Here is an 18,460-nt window from a genome sequence, read left to right on the forward strand (position 1 = left end):
ATGGTGAAATTACTACATATTAATTCATATTTCTCAACCTCTGGCTTATTTAGACAAGTCTATGATCGTCAAGTAAAACAGGGACATGAACTCGAAGTTTATGTCCCTATTGCTTACCAATATCCCGAAGAAAGAGTCGCAGCTAGTGGTAATTATCTTAAATTATCAAGAAACCATGATCAATGGATGCGATGGATCTTTCCGATTAAACATCATAAAATATGGCAAGATTTAAAGACCTCCTATCAATTAAACAAATTTGATCTCGTTCATGCTCATTCCCTTTTTTCAAATGGTTGGTTAGCTAGACAAATTTTTCTTCACCATCAGATTCCTTATATAGTTGCAATACGCAATGCTGATCTCCATACTTTTTTCGAAAAAATGCCCTGGATGCGGAAAATAGGTTTGAATATCATGCGTGATGCCCAGCAAATTATCTTTATCTCTCAAAATTCTTATCAACAGGTTTTTGATCGTTTTATCCCAGCGAAGGACCTCAGTCAACTTAAAGCAAAAACTCAAGTGATTGCGAATGGAATAGATGATTATTGGCATACTCACAGTTTTAAAGAAAAAAAACCTACTTTCCATCGTCCAATCCGAATTGTAACAGCTGGTAAGGTCTCTGCAGGGAAACGCTTTATTGAATTAGCAAAGATGGTCGAAAGTTTTTCGAACACCTATCAACCAGTTGAACTCCACATTGCCGGACCCAATTGGGATAAAAAGATACTTGATCAGTTACTTACGATGGAGTCTGTCACCTATCATGGCTCTTTAAGCAAAGAAGAGATGATTCGGCTATACCGTAGAATGGATCTTTTCGCTTTGCTTTCCTTCCCCGAAACATTTGGCCTAGTTTATCCTGAAGCAATGAGTCAAGGATTACCAGTTATCTATACTGAAAACGAAGGTTTTGATTCTTTTTTTGATAATTATCATGTGGGAGTCTCCGTTAATCGTTTCGATCAATCAGCTTTTGACCAAGCTGTTCTATACATCCTAGATCATTATGAGCAATTATCAACTAATGCCTTAGAAGGCATTCGCTTTTTTAAATGGGATGAAATCGTCAGAAAGTATGATGAACTTTATCAGAATATTATTAATCACATGTAACAAAGTAAAAATAAGATCAAATAGAAATGACAAGCTCTCTCAATGAAAGAAGTCTTGTCATTTTTATTTTGATCTAAATTAAATTTCATTTTCTTGTTTTGTTAATATAATCGGGCCCTCAGGGCCAATAGCTAACGAGTGTTCGTACTGGGCACAGAAACCTCCATCACGTGTTCTAGCTGTCCATCCATTAGCATCCATTTTCATCTTCCAGTCACCAGTTGTCACCATAGGTTCTATCGTAAGAGTCATCCCTTCTTTTAGACGGAGTCCCTTGCCTTTCAAGCCATAATGGGGAATAGGCGGTTCTTCGTGAATGGTTGGTCCAATACCGTGACCGATGAAATCACGAACAACTCCAAAACCCTCTCCTTCAACAAAAGTTTGAATTGCATGTCCAATATCGCCTATTCGATTCCCCACCTTAGCTTGTTCAATACCTCGGTACAAGGCTTCTTTCGTAACTTCCATTAATCGTTCATGCTCTGGAATAATCTCTCCAATTGCGTAACACCAGCAAGAATCAGAAATTGCCCCGTTTAAATCGACACAAAAGTCCACTTTGACAATATCACCCTCTTTTAAAACTCTATTAGATGGAAAACCGTGACAAATTTCATCATTAACACTAGTACAAGTTGCAAACTGATAACCCTCGTACCCTATTTGCGCAGCCACTGCATCTGCAGCTTCAATCCTTTCTTGAACAAATTGATCAATTTGTTTAGTAGTGATACCTTCTTTAATAAAATCACGTAAAGCAACATGAATATCAGAAAGAATTTTTCCTGAATCTTTCATAGTCTGAATTTCTCTTTCAGATTTAAGTGTAATCATTTTTTGCCTTCTTTCTATTTTCATTCTCTAGCATATTATAACGCATTATGTCTCTGTTTTCAGCCACTGTATTTCGATTCGTGCTGCTTCTTGATTTTGACTCTCATTGTAGATTGCCTGATAGGTTGTGATTTGATCCTTAGCATGATAAGAGTCTAATGCGTTATCTGAGTATGAAAGAATCCTGACTTGTTGATCACTAAGAAGCTCGTGTCCATATTTGATTTTTAGTTGTTTAATATGATAATGATCATTCACCCATTGAGGCAGACTGTTAATGGCCCAATTTATATACACGAGATTATTCACATGATTATTAAAATCAATATCCTCTGCTAAAATTACTTGATTTTTCTTTTTCCAAAAGTTGAATTCTTTCGAGAGTAATAATTTAGATTTTAATACATTTTGTTGCGAGTCAATCAGGCCTAGTTCTTCCATCCTTTTGTGATCAATACGCCCCATTTTTCTAGTTATTAAGTTAATAATGGCAAATTGAATTTGACATTCTAATAACAGCACATTCCTAGTTCGAACCTCAAACCATCGTTCCAAAAAGAAACGATTTGCTTGGATAATTTTAGTCGTCACTTCTATGTCATCACCGTAATGAGGCAATTGATTAATCATACTTATATTTTGCGTAATCACCCAACTTTCATCTTGATTCAAAAAAGGAACTGTTGAATCAAAGTGAATAGCGTGATCATGTTTTACTGAGGTTTCTAAAACCGCCTCTAATAATTTGGTAAAGTTATTCTGCTGATGATCTGGGTCAATGAACCAATCCGCATCTATTTCAAATGCTTTAGTAAAGGAAGTCGCATTGCCTGACATAGAGATCCCTCCCTCGTTATGTAAATTGCTTCTTTAAATTAAAAAGAGGCAGGTTCTACGAACCCGCCTAAATAGTAAGCTAGTCTATTTATTTAGTTTTCTTTAATACAAAAGATACAATAGCAATCAATATAATGGCTCCGATTAAGGCTGGGAAAATAGCGATATCAGAAACCTTAGGTCCAAAATCAGAGAAAAATTGTCCACCCACCCATGAACCGATGATACCTGCAACGATATTTCCAATGATACCACCAGGAATGTCTTTACCTAAAATCATACCTGCTAACCATCCGATAATTCCTCCAACGATTAAAGTCATAATCATTTTTATTCCTTCTTTCTCAAGTAGTTTATAAATAAAGTATATAATAAGAAAGCTTATTGTGCTAGCATTATGCTTATTTGCTATGAATTAATCTTCAATTTTATTTAATTTGTCTTCTACAGATTAACTAATTTATTGAAATGCGATAATTTTTGTGCATTCAGATGAATCGTTTCTTCATAATAATCCAATAACTTTCTTGTAGCATTTTCCCAAGAATATTTTTCTGCTTCTCTTCTTGCTTTCAGACCCAACTCCTTTAATTTTAAAGGGTTATCTAAAATTTTTAAAGCTTCAATCATTGATTCAATATTACCTGATTGATAAATCATCCCTGATTGATTAGGTTCGATCTGCTCTAAAGTTGGGCCATTTTCAGCAGCTATAACTGGTACACCTGAAGCCATTGATTCTGAAATAACCAAACCAAAAGTCTCTGAAATTGACGGGAAAATAAAAGCATCTCCTGTAGCATAAGCCTTAGATAAAGCTTCTCCATCTAGGAAACCAGTAAATGTCGTTTTAGTTCCGTCAAACAATTCTGTCAAACGTTGCTTTTCTGGACCATCTCCTACAATTGTTAAACATACATCATCGCGATTAGCAAAAATAGGTAGTAAATGATCTAAGTCTTTCTCGGCAGCCAATCGACCGACATAGACTAGCAATTTTTGATCTTTTAGACCAAAAGTCCACTTTTCATAGAGCTCTTGATCAAAGAACTTAGGATGACGTTTGTTGAGGTCAATGCCTCGCGGCAAGACTCCTTCAGTAGCTATTCCCTGATCTATTAATTCTGTTTGGAGACTTTCTGAAACCGTTATATTCAAATCAGCATCTTGATGCCAAAAACGAATATAATCCCAAAGAATTGGTTTTAACAATGGTAAATTATAGTGATCAAGATAATCTGGTATATGTGTATGGTAAGAAGTTAGCAAAGGGATTTCTAACCGCTTGGCATATTTTACAGCAGAAGTTACCATAAAAAAAGGATTGACTGCATGTACAATATCCGGATTAAAGTCTTCAATAATCCTTTTCATTTTTCGTGACGGCAATCCCCAAGGTCGTGATTTATATAAAGGAAAGGAAAAAGAATCCATTGGTATCACTTTGACACCTTGATACTCTTCAATACCAAGATCGGGCGAAACGACAACCACTTCATGTCCCAATTTTTTCATAGAAGTTGTCATATTTGCCAGGCGTGTACAAATTCCATCCGTAGCTGGCACAAAGGTTTCTGTTGCTATTAAAATTCTCATGTCACTACTCCTTTACCTTTTTGTTATATGCTTCTTAATCATTATAACGTAAGGTTAAAAAGATACTATAAATTTATTGTAAAGTTTAGGTAAAGCTTGCTATTAATCTTTCTTGCGTGGTTTGCCGATGTTTTTAGTGTTTCGTTTGCGCTTTTTCTTTTTGGTTTTTATTGTTAATTTGCTCTTTTGTGCCTGCGGTCTTTTTTTAGGTTTTTTCTTGATTTCGTGTTTCTTATCTTCTTCAGCTGGTTTTTCGCTTAATAATTGCCGGTTATATAGTACTCGTTCTTCTAATAGAATTTTACTATCTTTGAGCATATTCCTTAGATTGAACCCTTCTTGTTGATTAACTATGGATATAACACATCCTTCTTTGTTCATTCGTCCAGTTCGTCCAGAACGGTGAAAATAAATGCGTACATTATCAGCAGCATTATAATGAATGACATAAGGCACATCTTCTATATCCAGGCCTCTTGAAGCTAGGTCAGTTGTTAATAAGTAGACAGATTTTTGTTGCCGAAACTGCTCTAAAGCTATTTGTCTTTCCTGATTAGACAACTGACTATGTAGAACCGAAACTGGCAATCGCTCAAAAATTAACTTTGCAGCTGCCCTTTCTAAATCACTGATTTGATCAAAGAAAACAATTGCTTGCATACTCTCTATTTGAGCTAGGCGTTTCAAAGTCTCTGTCTTCTGACGATTATTAACTTCCATTACTATATGGTCTGTTTTAAGATTGGCTGAAGCCATCGAAACTTCAAGCTTTTCAATTTCATAGCTTTTTTCAGTAAGATAATTTAGAAAATCTTCACTTTTCGTTGCAGAGAAGAAATACCGCTGAATATCTTTCATTAAACGTTTCTCAATCAGATTGATATCAGTTATTTGCTGTTCTCCTTTTGAAAATAAGTAGTCTGCTTCATCATATACTAGCCATTCAACAGTATGGACTTTCAACTTAGATGTTTGTTTTAATAATTCATTAAATCGACCTGGCGTAGCTACAATTAACTCTGGTTTGTTCTTCAACTTTTCAATTTGTCGTTTTACATTCGCTCCTCCTACTATACTCATACAAGTAATTCCAACCAATTGACTCCACTCATCAGCTACTAAGAATATTTGTTGTGCTAATTCTTGCGTAGGAGCAAAAATAATCGCTTGTAATCGATGATTAGGTTCAAGCCTTTCAAGCGTAGGAAGTAAGTACGCTAATGTTTTCCCCGTTCCTGTCGGCGAAATGGCAACCACTGATTCTTTATTTTTAAAGAAAGGATAGACCTGTTTTTGAATAGGTGTTGCTTCTGAAAACTTCTTTTCATTCCAATACTTTTTAAGTTGAGGATTAAATAATTCTTTCATACAAACTCCTTTTTCATGAAAGAACGGCTAAAAGTCAAAGACTTCTAACCGTTCGAGGATCTTAGTATAGTTTTGCGGACTGACGCAATAACTCAAGTACTTGAACAACTTGTAAAGATAACTGTCTCCAGTTCTCATAGCGAATTTCCTGATGAATTGTTTTCTCTTGCACAACCATGTCCGCAAAAGTTAATAATTCATCAAACATAGGATTGGCAGGCAAATAATCAATGATTTGAGCTTTTTTACCTTCTTTATTTATTAAACTCACTTTTGTCAAGCGTGATATATCATCAATAAGGAAGGTCTCATCGCCAACATAAATTTCACTAGGCATCACGGAATGAACAGCTTTTGAAACAAAAATAGAAACTTGAGTCTGTGGATACTTCAAAAGAACATTGCCATAAAGATCGATTTGGCGTCCATCATCGATCGCATGATAATGCACGGATTCAGGAAGGCCGAATAGATCTAAGGCAATATACAAAGGATATACTCCTAAATCCATCAAAGAACCTCCATGAAAATCAGCATTAAAAACATTAGGAACTTGCCAACCTTTTTCTTTAGATTCTAAGTAAGTTTCATATCTTGAAGAATATTGCCCCATATTAAAATTTGCTCCAAAAAAGGGTAATTCTAGATCATTCATTTTATGCTGAATCAAAGGACGTAATCGACTATAATTTCGACTATGGTAATGCATTGCAGCTTCAAAAACGTAAACACCTACTTCATCAGCCTGTGAGTACAACTCATGCCATTGAGCAGATGACGAGACCATTGGCTTTTCAACAATAACATGCTTTTTGGCTTTTACTGCTTGGATAGCTTGCTGAAAGTGTAAAGAATTAGGGCTAGCGATATAAATTAGATCGATATCCGGATCGAATAGGATATTGTTTAACTCATTAGTATAATAATCTGCTTCAAATTTTTGAGCAAATTGCTTCGCAGTGTCAATATATCTTGAGTATACTGCTTTAAGATGGTAACGCTGTGTCAACTGAGCCGCATTAATCATTTGTTCAGTAATCCACGAGCTACCAATCGTCGCATAGTTCAACATCTGAAACTCTCCTTTAGGATAAAACTATTTTCTTAGAGTTGCTTCATCAACTTGATCTAAATAGGCTTCAATACTGGCCAATGTATCCGCAAGATTACCTTTTTCAAATGGAGACTTCAGGTTTCCTGTTGCAATGATCTCAGTGAATGTCTGAGTTCCACCAACTTTACAAATATTTAAATAATCTTCCCAAGCTTTTGGATCATGATCTACTTGACTGCGTTTCCAGAATTGGAAAGCACATACTTGGGCAAGAGTATAATCAATATAATAGAAAGGCATTGTGAAAATATGCAATTGTTTAAACCACCAACCACCATTTTCATAAAACTCATTGCCTTGATAATCAATCCAAGGAGTATATATTTTTTCTAACTTTCTCCATGCTTGACGGCGTTCTTCTGGTGTCATGTTTGGATTTTCGTATACTTCATGTTGGAAATGATCCACACATACGCCATATGGAATAAATTGAACAGCACCAGCTAAATGCTGATATTTAAATTTTTCAATGCTATCACCGAAAAAGTTTTTCATCCATGGCCATGTTAAAAACTCCATCGACATTGAATGGATTTCACAGGATTCTAAAGTAGGCCATACAGCTTCAGGCGTTTGAATCCATCTCGAATTGTATACTTGGAATGCATGTCCTGCCTCATGAGTCAAAACTTCAACGTCATGAGAAGTTCCATTAAAGTTGGCAAAAATATAAGGTGTCTTATAATTTGGAAGGTAAGTACAATAGCCACCTGTATCTTTACCTGGTTTTGATTCTAAATCGAGCACATCGTGATCGATGAGCAAATCAATGAATTCACCTGTTTCTGGTGATAGTTCATGATACATTTCAACACCTTTAGCAACTATTTCTTCAGGACTTCCCTCTGGCTTAGCGTTACCAGTTGGGAATGTTAGACCTAAGTCATAGAAAGCTAACTTATCCAAGCCTAGACGCTCACGTTGACGTTCAAAAAGTTTCTCTGCTAAAGGAACAACGTGTTTTTGAACTTCTTGACGATAAACTTCGACATCCTTGCGGTCGTAATCTAAGCGTGCCATCCGGGCATAACCTACTTCAACAAAGTCTTTGAAACCGAGTGTCGTAGCAATCTCATGACGCGTTTTAACTAACTGGTCATAAATTCGGTCAAATTCATCCTGGCGCTCAAGATACCAATCAGTGATTAATTCAGAAGTTTCTTTACGTACCTTACGATCTTTATCTTGTGTGAAAGCCCCAATTGATGAAAGGTTATAGATTTCTCCCTTGTATTCAATCTCGGCAGAAGCTTTTAACTTACCATATTCTGAAACTAAACGATTTTCCTTTTGTAAAAGAGGAATAATTTCACTTGAAAAAATTTTCAAATGATTCTCTGCCAGTTTAAAGAAGGTATGGGGTAAAACTTCTTCTAATTCTTTACGGTAATTAGAATCGAGTACGGCACGGTAGTACTCACTTTCCCACTCACTAATTAGTGGTGAATTTTCATCCCAAAAATCGGTCTCATCTGAATAAAACTTATCGCGGGTGTCAACTGAATGACGGATTGAAGTTAACGTCGAATTCGTTTCAATATCTCTTTGTAGGTCCTGAATTGCTTTTACAGCAGCAATTGCTTCATCCGCAGATTGAGCTTCTTTTATTTCTGTGATGTGTGTTTTAAATTTTGTTCTTAGTTCACCCATATCTGGACGTTTGTACTCGAAATCATTGAATTTCATTTTTACACTCCCTTTGTTAATCATCATTATTATTATTATACCACAGCTACTTTTTACTGGAAACGATTTAAAATTAAACTTCCTTGACACGTTTTGCTATACTAGAAGTAAGTGAATTTAAAGGAGCATATCGATGTCTGAAAAATTTCAGTATAAGGGGCAAGTTTCTTACCAAAAAATAATCAAGGCCAGTGATCCCACATTGGTCTTATTTAAATTAAAATTGATTGACCATCCTCTTAATCCAACAAACCTAATTGGCAAAGAATTTACTGCCCTAATCGCTCGAAAAGCACTAACATTTATGTTTGAAGTCATAATTGGCGACTACATTCTAATTTATGGCCACTTTAATGCTAAAAATCAGTTTATTACCGAAAAATATCTCATTGAAAAAAGAATGCCTCGCTCCTATGAAAAAATTATTAAACAACTTCCGCCTCACAAAAATCTATAGAAAGGAGGACAATCATTGACCACTGAAAGCCCAGAAGAAATTCGTCACAAGATTGAACAACGACTACCTCTTTTGCCAGATCTTCCTGGATGTTACTTAATGAAAGATGCCAGTGACAAAATTATTTATGTAGGTAAGGCAAAAAATTTAAAAAACCGTGTTCGTTCCTATTTTAGAGGGGCGCATGATACCAAAACAACAAAGCTCGTTTCTGAAATCCATCATTTTGAGACAATTGTTACTAATTCCAATAAGGAAGCTTTAATTCTTGAAATTAATCTGATACAACAATACAAGCCTCAATATAATATTAAGCTTAAAGAGGGTAGTATGTATCCCTATTTAAAAATTACAAATGAAAAAGATCCCCAATTAATCATTACCAGCCAAGTTTTGAAAGATGGCGGCCAATATTTTGGCCCCTTTCCTAATGTCCAAGCCGCAACAGCTACACAGCAATTACTGCATAAAATTTATCCTCTAAGACGGTGTAGCAAAAATGAAAAACGTGCTTGTTTTTATTATCATTTAGGACAATGTATTGGTTGCTGCGATCATCCTGTCTCAAAAGATGCTTATCAAAAACAAATTAATCGGATCAAACGCTTCTTCAATGGTGAGGTAGGTCCAATTAAAAATGATTTAAAAAGAAAGATGGAAGAGGCTGCTGAAAAATTAGATTTTGAACAAGCAGCTGATTTACGTGATCAAATTGAATACATTGAAACCACCGTCGAACGTCAAACAGTTATGAGTCAAGATTATGATAATATGGATGTCTTTAACTATTATTATGATAAGGGATGGATTTCAATTCAAGCCTTCATGCTACGACAAGGCTCAATTTTAAAGCGGAAAGCAGCACTTTTCCCAAGCTATGGTGAAAAAGAACCGGACAATGAATTAACAACCTATATCGCTCGCTTTTACAAAGAACAAAATAATGTCCTACCCAAAGCAATCCTTGTTCCACCAGCAGTCGATCAAGAAGTTTTAGAAGCGATATTTGAAATTCCTGTTCAAACTCCACTGCGAGGCAAGAAAAAATCGATGCTCGATTTATGTGAAAAGAATGCCAAACTAGCTTTAGATGAGAAATTTCGTTTAATTGAAGCAAGCACTCGCAAAACCCTTGGGGCAATTGAAGAGCTTGCAGATGCCCTTCAAATCCCACAAGCCAATTATATTGAGGCCTTTGATCATTCGCATATTCAAGGCGTTCATACCGTTTCAGGAATGGTGGTGTATCAAAACGGAAAGCCCGATCGGAAGAATTATCGAAAGTTCAAGATAAAAAGTAGTGAAGGTGCGAATGAATTTGCTCATTCACAGGAAGTTATTAGACGGCGCTATACACGACTGTTAAAAGAAAACAAACCACTACCAGACCTGATCTTGATGGATGGTGGTATAATTCAAGTCAGAGCCGCCAGAGATGTACTTGAAAATGAGCTAGATTTGTCTATTCCTGTAGCTGGAATGGTCAAAAATGATAAGCATAAAACAGCCTCCTTGCTTGATGGTAGCAAGGAAAAAATTGTCGAACTGAACCCTCGCTCTCAAGCTTTCCATTTTATTCAAAGAGTTCAAGAGGAAGTCCATCGTTATGCTATTTCTTATCACCGTCAAATCAGAGCTAAAAACCAAGTAGCATCGATCTTAGACACCATACCAGGTGTAGGACCTGCTACACGGTCAAAATTGTTAAAACATTTTAAATCATTACAAAAAATTAAGGAAGCAGATGTAGAAAACCTTAGAAAATTAGGAATTACACGTCCCGTCGCAAAAAGAATTATTGAGTTTCTCAATAATCCAGAGCGTGTTTAATTTATTAAATTTATTATAAAAAAGCTAGGTTGAGGGATGTCAACCTAGCTTTTTTATAATGAATAGCTTACCCGTTCGGATTTAAAATACTTTCATCCGTTTCTAAAGTCATCTCTTCTGGCTCTCTCAAGAAAGTGAAGCCTTCACCATCCACTTGTTGAACATCATTAACTGCAATAAAAGCTTTTGGATCAATATTATGCACAATCTTTTTAACTGCCATTAATTGACGATTAGAAACAACAACATATAATATTTGCCGTTGCTTTTTAGAATAGAAACCATATCCTGAGAAAATAGTTACGCCACGCTTAACCTTATCCATAATTTCATTACCAATTTCTTCATGTTTATGTGAGATGATAAACAGCGCATTTTTAGGGTTATACCCTGTAACCCAGAAGTTTAAAATCCGACTATATAAAAGAATTCCAACAATTGAAATAGCTCCCTTTTCTAACCCAATTGCAAAGAATAATAAAGAAATGATCACACCATCGAACATCAAAAGAGCATTCGAAACGCTGATTCCAGTGTATTTATTGACTATAAGTGCCAGAATATCCGTTCCTCCAGTAGAACCTCCACCTCGTATTACAATACCTAGACCTGTCCCCATGATGACTCCTGACACCAAAGGTGCTACCAATTGATTATCTGGAATAAACGGTGCTGGTTGAATTACTTGTAAAAAGAAAGAAAGTGCAGCAATTGATATAAGGGTGTAGATAATTGTTAATTTATTTAATAATTTCCATCCAATAATCAAGATAATCACATTTAAAACGAAGGCTGTTTTAGGGATATCAAAATTGAGTGTATAATGGAAAAATAAGGTTAGACCCGTAACTCCGCCGTCACCCAGCTCATTAGGTACAGAAACCAAATTTATGGCAAGGGCTACTAAAAACGTTCCAACGATGGTCATTGATAATGATGTGATGATGTTCTTCATTTCTACACTTCCTATCTTCTTTTTTGTGGGTTCTCTTTTAAATACGCTTTAGTTCCAGATTAAAACGACACAAATGGCAGTTTTCATTTGTGTCGTCTTTAACTTCCTCTGAGGGTTACATTGTTTGTAATTTTTCAAGGATTAATTCATTAACGACCTGAGGGTTAGCTTGACCTTTAGTTCTCTTCATCACTTGTCCAACAAAGAATCCGACGGCCCGATCTTTCCCATTTTTATAATCTTCAACCGACTTTGGATCGCCTTCAATAATTTCATCAATCATCGGTTTTAACTGGGCAGGATCTGATAGTTGAGCCATCCCTTTTGCTTTGACCATTTCATTTGCATCTCCTCCTTCTTCGGCTAGAAGCTTAAAGAGTTTTTTAGCAATTTTTGAAGAAATTGTACCGTTTTCAATCAATTGAATCATATCTGCTAAATTCTTTGGTGTCAATCCTGTTTGTGATAATTCAATCTGTTTAGCATTCAAATGAGCTGAGACTTCTCCCATTAACCAGTTAGATACTTGCTTGGCATCTGCTCCTGCTTGAATTGTAGCTTCAAAGAAATCGGACATTTCTTTTTGAAGTGTCAAGACCATTGCATCGTATTCTGGTAATTGAAACTCTTCAATATATTTCTTACGACGCACTTCTGGCATTTCTGGCATTGATTGTTGTACGCGATCGATCCATTCTTGTGAAATTGTAATCGGTGGCAAATCCGGTTCAGGAAAATAGCGATAATCTGCCGCTCCCTCTTTGGTACGCATTAGAATTGTTTGTCCTGTTTTTTCGTCATATCGACGTGTTTCCTGGTGAATAACACCTCCTGCTCTTAAAATGTTTTCTTGACGTTTTTCCTCAAACTCTAATCCTTTACGAACATAATTAAAAGAGTTTAAATTTTTAATTTCTGTCTTTGTTCCAAAGGCTTCTTGCCCAAAGGGCCGAATTGAAATATTACCATCACAACGTAAAGAGCCTTCTTCCATCTTGACATCAGAAACACCGGTATACATAATTCGCTCGCGTAGAGCTTCTAAAAAGGCATGAGCTTCTTGTGGGGAGCGAATATCTGCCTCGGTTACGATCTCAATTAAAGGTGTCCCTTGGCGGTTTAAATCCACATAAGAATAGCCATCAACACCGTGAGTGTTTTTTCCAGCATCTTCTTCTAAATGAACGCGTTCAATGCGAATGCGACGCTTCTTCCCTTCCACTTCAATATCTAAATAGCCATTTGAGCCTACGGGTTGATCGAGTTGAGAAATTTGGTAGGCCGAGGGATTGTCAGGATAAAAATAGTTTTTGCGATCAAACTTCATCTCCTTAGCCACTTGACAATTTAAAGCCAAAGATGCTTTCATACCAAATTCTATCGCTTGACGATTCATGGTTGGAAGGGTGCCTGGATATCCCCAGTCTTTCTCATTAGTATTAGCATTTGGTTCTACCCCGAAGCCAACTGGTGAGGAAGAAAAGATTTTAGATTGCGTTTTCAATTCCACATGGACTTCAAGTCCAATTACTGTTTCAAAATTCATCTAGATCCTCCTAAATTTTGGGTGCTTGATTGACAAAGTCATGACCTTGCTCAAAATCATAAGCTATTTGATAAAGCAAAGCCTCGCTATCTACTGGACCAGAAAGTGCCATCCCTATCGGAAGACCCTTTTTATCAAAACCAGCTGGTACAGAAAGACTTGGTATCCCAGCTAAGTTCATCGGTATAGTTAATAAGTCAGCTACATACATTTTCAGAGGATCTGAAATACGTTCGCCAATTTTATAAGCGGTCGAAGGGGTAACAGGGCCCATAATAAGATCATATCGATCAAACACCTCTTTAAAATCTTGGATAATCAACGTCCGAACTTGCGCAGCCTTCTTGAAAAATTTATCATACGCCCCTGAACTTAATGAGTAGGTTCCTACCATTAAACGACGCTTTACCTCTGGTCCAAATCCTTCAGAGCGTGATTTTAAGTAAATTTCTTCTAAGCTTGTAGCATCTTTTGAACGATAGCCATAGCGAATACCATCATATCGCTGTAAATTAGAAGAAGCTTCTGCAGATGCAAGAATGTAGTAAACATTAATTCCATACTCAGAATGCGGAAGGGATACCTCTTCAACTATTGCCCCTTTGTTTTTGAAATATTCTGCAGCCTTATTCATTGCCTCACGTACATCTAAATCAATTGCTTCTGATTGATATTCCTTTGGAAAAGCAATTCTTTTGCCTTCAATCGATTGGCCGATTAAACTGCTAAAATCTTGTTCATGATCGGGTAGGCTCGTCGCATCATTAGCGTCCTGACCGGAGATGGCCTGTAAGAGTAAAGCATTGTCTTCTATTGTCAATGTCATTGGTCCTACTTGATCGAGACTAGATGCAAAAGCAATCACTCCATGACGAGAAACTCGCCCATAAGTTGGTTTCATTCCAACAATTCCAGTATATGAAGCAGGTTGTCGTATCGACCCCCCGGTATCTGTCCCTAATGCAGCAGGAACTTGTCTGGAACTAACAGCTGCTGATGAGCCTCCAGAAGAACCGCCAGGAACTCGATCAAGATCCCAAGGATTTTTACTTGTTTTGAAATAAGAATTTTCAGTTGATCCGCCCATTGCAAACTCATCAAGATTGACCTTACCTACAATGATGGCCCCTGCTTTTTTTAATTGTTTGACAACAAAAGCATCATAAGTGGGTATAAAATCTTCAAGCATTTTACTCGCTGCTGTCGTTTTGAAACCAGCCGTTAAAATATTATCTTTGATTGCTATTGGAATACCATTCAATATTTTTGTTCCATCATCTTGATAACCTGCTTGATCCGCAATTTTTGCAGCTTCAAGGGCAGCCGCTTTATGATTATCATAGTTTAAAAAAGACTGAACTGCACCTTCACTTGCTTCTATTTGTTGATAGGTATGCGTAATCAGTTCAACAGCGGTAAAAGCTCCTGATTTTAACCCTTTTTTCATTTCGATAATTGTTGTTGGGAATGTTTTCATCTTAAGCTCCTTTTTCATCTTCAATAATCACTGGTACTTGAATATAGCCATCTTTTGCTGTTGGGGCATTCTTCAATAGTTCTTGATAAGTAGCATTCTCAACAGCCACATCTTCACGATAGATATTCTTCAATTGATTCCCATGATAGGTTGGGGCTATACCTTCTGTCTCAACTTCTTGCAATTGTTCAACCATTCCAATAATTTCTTGAATGTTAGGTGTGAATTGGTCTAATTCCTCTTCACTAAAGCTTAGTTTTGCTAATTGGGCAACATGTTGAATGTCTTCGCGTGTAATCATTCTTTTCCTCCTTCTTACTATTGTCTAAACACATGTGATTGATATTCTGTTTCACCAGCAGCTCTGCCAATGAAGGCCTCTGTATCAGCGTTTGAGACAATTTTGATCTCAATGGCGATGTTTTCGGGTAAAGTTCTTTGAGCGGTATCTAATACATGTTGACTTAAAGCTGTAATTTCCGTTATCTGATAAAACTGAGTCATAATTTCAATGTCCAAGGTCATTAATTGATCATTTGCATATAAAACTTGTCCAGAAATTCCGTTGAGATTTGGGAAAAAATTAAGAATCCCTTTCGAAAAATTATTAAAGTAAGCGTATTTCTCTGCTTCAGTGCTGATATCTGTCATTGGCAGTGCTACTCGGTATTCATTGAGTTCTTTCCAGTCAGAAACCGCATTCCCTTCGCGTGAGATGCCATCCAAAACAAAAGTTCCACCTACAATCTCATCAGAAGAGGCTTGGCGATAAATGCCTACTAGGATTGGAATCGATCTTAATTCCTCAGTAGCTCGTAAGCGTCCGACGATAATATTGGCATAGGCTCTGCCGCGTTCACGCATTTCACCCATCGAAATTTCTTCTTCATATACGACCCCTTCAGGATCCGTATATTCATAGCGAGAATTCATCGACAAGCCGAGCACAATTCCTGCTAATTTATAGCCACTATCCGTTTCAACCATTATATCTTTCTCAAGGATTTGTGAAAGATAAATAGGAGTCGATTGAACTTGCGTCACTACCTGATCGGGTCTACCCGCATTTTCATCAATTACATTACCTTCTGCATCAACCATCACTTCTTGCCCATCATCCGTAATCGAGGTCACCGTTGCTTCTTCTACTGAACTGGTTTGATCTTCTAGGGTTGTTTCCTGGTTAGCAACAGTTGTTTCTGTACTAGAATTTCCTTTATCCAAAGGTATAGCTGGATTTAATCCTTCTGGATTATCCTCTCCTTCTCTTCCTACCCATGAAGTTAAGGTTTCACCGTCAATTAACTGACCTTCTTTGAGAAAGTATTGGTCAGTGGGAAAGACTTCACGCGATATGCGTAATAAACCATCCTCAAAAGCAAAAGCATTCCCCGTTGATGACAAAGTATAATCTGAACTGGCCGAAGGGCCAAGCTGATACTTGCCATCTGTTATGACCGCTCGATAATTTTCATTGGTTAATTGATTTGATGTCGATTTAGCTATAACTTTTTCTGGATCATTATTAGCTTCTTCCTTCTTAACTTCTAGATTATTTAAACAGCCTGACAATAAGCTCAGACAGCTTAAAAGCATGATGAATTTATGTTTATTTTGCATTTTTTATTCCACTTTCTGCTAATTTTTCTAAAAAGGTTGCTTCGTTCATAATGAGTATTCCTAAACTTTGAGCCTTGGTTAATTTACTTCCTGCTTCTGAACCAACAATTAGAAGATCTGTTTTCTTAGAAACGGAATTTGTAACATTGGCACCAAGATTTTGTAAGATTTGCTTCGCTTCATTTCGCGAATACCTTTCCATACTTCCTGTTAAAACGATTGTTTTTCCCGCAAAATCATTTAGCTGATCTTCAACAACTTTTTTTAAAGGAAAGTCTGTTTTGACACCAATTTTTTTAAAGCGCTTAATTAATTCAAGCGAAGTCTCTTGTTCAAAGTAGTGTACTAGTGATTGAGAGATAATTTCACCAATCCCGTCGATCTGACTTACTTGATCTTGGTCGGCAGTCATCACTGCTTCTATTGTACCAAATTCCTCAGCAATTAGGCGAGCTGCTTTTGCACCAACATGACGAATGCCTAATGCAAATAACAAACGATCTAACCCTCTGTCCTTAGAGTTTTCAATGGCTGTAACTAAATTGTTGGCCGTTTTTTCTTTAACTTTATCAAGTTTAAGAAAATCGTCCTGTTTTAAGTAGTAAAGATCTGCAGGATCCTTAATCAGCTGATTATCTAGTAATTGTTCGACAATTTTTTCTCCCAGCCCATCAATATTCATAGCCACCCGTGAAACAAAATGGGTAATTTGTGCCAATCTTTGAGCGGGACAATTGGGATTAACGCAGCGTAAAGCGACCTCGTCTTTAATTTGAATCAGTTCTTCACTACATTGGGGACATTGCTCAGGAATACTGATAGGTAGAGAATCTGGTTTTCGGTATGTCCGATCAACTTGTTTAATTTCTGGAATAATATCACCGGCCTTATGAATCATTACCCTATCTCCCATATGTAGCCCTAACTTCTCAATAAGATCTACATTATGGAGGCTTGCTCTTTGAACAGTGGTTCCTGCTAAGAGAACCGGCTTCATCACTGCGGTAGGAGTAACAACACCTGTTCTACCTACTGTCCATTCAACATCAATCAAGGTGGTTTGAGCGAGTTCAGCTGGAAACTTATAAGCAATTGCCCAGCGTGGAGCTTTTACTGTATAGCCTAGTTTTTCTTGTTGAGTAAAGGAATTGACTTTAATCACAATACCATCGATCTCATAGGGTAATTGATGGCGTTGATGGTTAACCCTTTGTATGAATTCCCACACTTCTTCGAAATTTTTACATAATTTTCTCAATGGGTTTGTTCTTAAACCAACTGCTTCCATTTCTTCCAACAGCTTCGCTTGCGAATCCGCCACTATTTCTGAATGACTCGAACAATTATACATAAAGATATTCAACTGCCGCTGAGCTGCCTTAGCAGGATCAATCTGACGAAGAGCTCCCGCTGCTGCATTACGTGGGTTGGCTAAGGGACTTTCTCCCGCCTCATCTCTTAAAGTGTTCAATTTAGCAAAAATTTCTTTTGGCATATAAGCTTCTCCACGAAACTCTCCTGATACCGGCTGGCGCAAACGAAGGGGGAGGGATGGAATGGTTCGAAGATTTTGAGTAATATCTTCACCTGTTTGTCCATTTCCTCGTGTAGCTCCTCGAATGAATAATCCCTCTTCATAGGTTAAAGCAATTGCTAGACCATCTATCTTGCACTCACACATTAAAGAATATCGATCCCCTACCCCCTCTTCAACACGTTTAATGAAGGCTTGAATATCCGCTTCATTAAAAGCATTTCCTAGTGAGTACATTGCTTGAGCATGATTAACTTTTTGGAATCCTTCAAGCAATTGATCTCCGACCCTTTGACTAGGTGAATCTTGACTGATCCATTCAGGATGATCCGCTTCAATAGCAAGTAGTTCCTTGTATAAACGATCATATTCAGCATCCGAAATCAGTGATTGATCTAATACATAATAATGGTATGCATAATCATTTAATTGCTCTTTCAAGACTTCTAAACGTTTTAAATCTTTTGTCTGTTCGGACATT

At 36.9% G+C, this 18,460-nt stretch carries 16 protein-coding genes; 3 read left to right on the forward strand and 13 right to left on the reverse strand.

Annotated features, from left to right (window positions below):
- The first annotated feature begins 3 nt into the window (after positions 1 to 3).
- Positions 4 to 1,122, forward strand: coding sequence for a glycosyltransferase family 4 protein (locus HF969_RS07005; RefSeq protein ID WP_425591398.1), 1,119 nt, complete (start codon positions 4 to 6; stop codon positions 1,120 to 1,122).
- Between the two features lie 78 nt (positions 1,123 to 1,200).
- On the opposite strand, the gene map is transcribed toward HF969_RS07005, so the two are convergent.
- The 7 genes from map to HF969_RS07040 form a co-directional block, all read right to left on the reverse strand.
- Positions 1,201 to 1,959: a type I methionyl aminopeptidase gene (gene map, locus HF969_RS07010; protein ID WP_090290037.1), complete on the reverse strand. Its 759-nt coding sequence runs from the start codon at positions 1,957 to 1,959 to the stop codon at positions 1,201 to 1,203.
- A 45-nt stretch (positions 1,960 to 2,004) separates the two neighbouring features.
- Positions 2,005 to 2,796, reverse strand: coding sequence for an acyl-ACP thioesterase domain-containing protein (locus tag HF969_RS07015; protein ID WP_090290036.1), 792 nt, complete (start codon positions 2,794 to 2,796; stop codon positions 2,005 to 2,007).
- Between the two features lie 88 nt (positions 2,797 to 2,884).
- Entirely contained in the window at positions 2,885 to 3,124 is a 240-nt protein-coding gene (locus HF969_RS07020; RefSeq protein ID WP_090290035.1) for a GlsB/YeaQ/YmgE family stress response membrane protein, read from the reverse strand.
- Positions 3,125 to 3,240: 116 nt separating this feature from the next.
- The gene (locus HF969_RS07025) at positions 3,241 to 4,392 is read right to left on the reverse strand and encodes a glycosyltransferase family 4 protein (RefSeq protein ID WP_090290034.1); all 1,152 of its coding nucleotides are present in this window, start codon (positions 4,390 to 4,392) and stop codon (positions 3,241 to 3,243) included.
- Between the two features lie 102 nt (positions 4,393 to 4,494).
- On the reverse strand, positions 4,495 to 5,760 hold the full coding sequence (locus tag HF969_RS07030) for a DEAD/DEAH box helicase (protein WP_090290033.1): 1,266 nt from the start codon (positions 5,758 to 5,760) through the stop codon (positions 4,495 to 4,497).
- A 61-nt stretch (positions 5,761 to 5,821) separates the two neighbouring features.
- The gene (locus HF969_RS07035) at positions 5,822 to 6,832 is read right to left on the reverse strand and encodes a Gfo/Idh/MocA family protein (protein WP_090290032.1); all 1,011 of its coding nucleotides are present in this window, start codon (positions 6,830 to 6,832) and stop codon (positions 5,822 to 5,824) included.
- 24 nt (positions 6,833 to 6,856) lie between these two features.
- On the reverse strand, positions 6,857 to 8,560 hold the full coding sequence (locus tag HF969_RS07040; protein ID WP_090290031.1) for a M3 family oligoendopeptidase: 1,704 nt from the start codon (positions 8,558 to 8,560) through the stop codon (positions 6,857 to 6,859).
- 133 nt (positions 8,561 to 8,693) lie between these two features.
- Here HF969_RS07040 and HF969_RS07045 point away from each other — a divergent pair, with 133 nt between their 5' ends.
- Together HF969_RS07045 and uvrC are read left to right on the forward strand one after the other, a co-directional pair.
- Positions 8,694 to 9,017 carry a hypothetical protein gene (locus HF969_RS07045; protein WP_180363671.1) on the forward strand — a complete coding sequence of 108 codons (324 nt, stop codon included), beginning with the start codon at positions 8,694 to 8,696 and terminating at the stop codon, positions 9,015 to 9,017.
- Positions 9,018 to 9,032: 15 nt separating this feature from the next.
- Complete coding sequence (gene uvrC, locus HF969_RS07050) at positions 9,033 to 10,847, forward strand: excinuclease ABC subunit UvrC (protein ID WP_090290029.1); 1,815 nt, start codon at positions 9,033 to 9,035, stop codon at positions 10,845 to 10,847.
- A gap of 67 nt (positions 10,848 to 10,914) precedes the next feature.
- Here the strand turns inward: uvrC and HF969_RS07055 are convergent, their stop codons facing one another.
- The 6 genes from HF969_RS07055 to ligA form a co-directional block, all read right to left on the reverse strand.
- A complete protein-coding gene (locus HF969_RS07055) occupies positions 10,915 to 11,802 on the reverse strand; it encodes a YitT family protein (RefSeq protein ID WP_090290028.1) in 888 nt (295 codons plus the stop codon).
- 115 nt (positions 11,803 to 11,917) lie between these two features.
- A complete protein-coding gene (gatB, locus tag HF969_RS07060) occupies positions 11,918 to 13,348 on the reverse strand; it encodes an Asp-tRNA(Asn)/Glu-tRNA(Gln) amidotransferase subunit GatB (protein ID WP_090290027.1) in 1,431 nt (476 codons plus the stop codon).
- A gap of 10 nt (positions 13,349 to 13,358) precedes the next feature.
- Positions 13,359 to 14,825 (reverse strand): Asp-tRNA(Asn)/Glu-tRNA(Gln) amidotransferase subunit GatA, encoded by a 1,467-nt coding sequence (gene gatA / locus HF969_RS07065; RefSeq protein WP_090290026.1) that lies wholly within the window; start codon positions 14,823 to 14,825, stop codon positions 13,359 to 13,361.
- A gap of 1 nt (position 14,826) precedes the next feature.
- Positions 14,827 to 15,126 carry an Asp-tRNA(Asn)/Glu-tRNA(Gln) amidotransferase subunit GatC gene (gene gatC / locus HF969_RS07070; RefSeq protein ID WP_090290025.1) on the reverse strand — a complete coding sequence of 100 codons (300 nt, stop codon included), beginning with the start codon at positions 15,124 to 15,126 and terminating at the stop codon, positions 14,827 to 14,829.
- Between the two features lie 17 nt (positions 15,127 to 15,143).
- Positions 15,144 to 16,445 (reverse strand): CamS family sex pheromone protein, encoded by a 1,302-nt coding sequence (locus HF969_RS07075; RefSeq protein ID WP_090290024.1) that lies wholly within the window; start codon positions 16,443 to 16,445, stop codon positions 15,144 to 15,146.
- Positions 16,435 to 18,459, reverse strand: a complete 2,025-nt coding sequence (gene ligA / locus HF969_RS07080) for an NAD-dependent DNA ligase LigA (protein ID WP_090290023.1) — start codon at positions 18,457 to 18,459, stop codon at positions 16,435 to 16,437. The genes HF969_RS07075 and ligA overlap by 11 nt, the downstream gene beginning before the upstream one ends.
- Between the last annotated feature and the right edge of the window lies 1 nt (position 18,460).

Source organism: Facklamia miroungae, assembly GCF_012396555.1.
Lineage (GTDB): Bacteria > Bacillota > Bacilli > Lactobacillales > Aerococcaceae > Facklamia > Facklamia miroungae.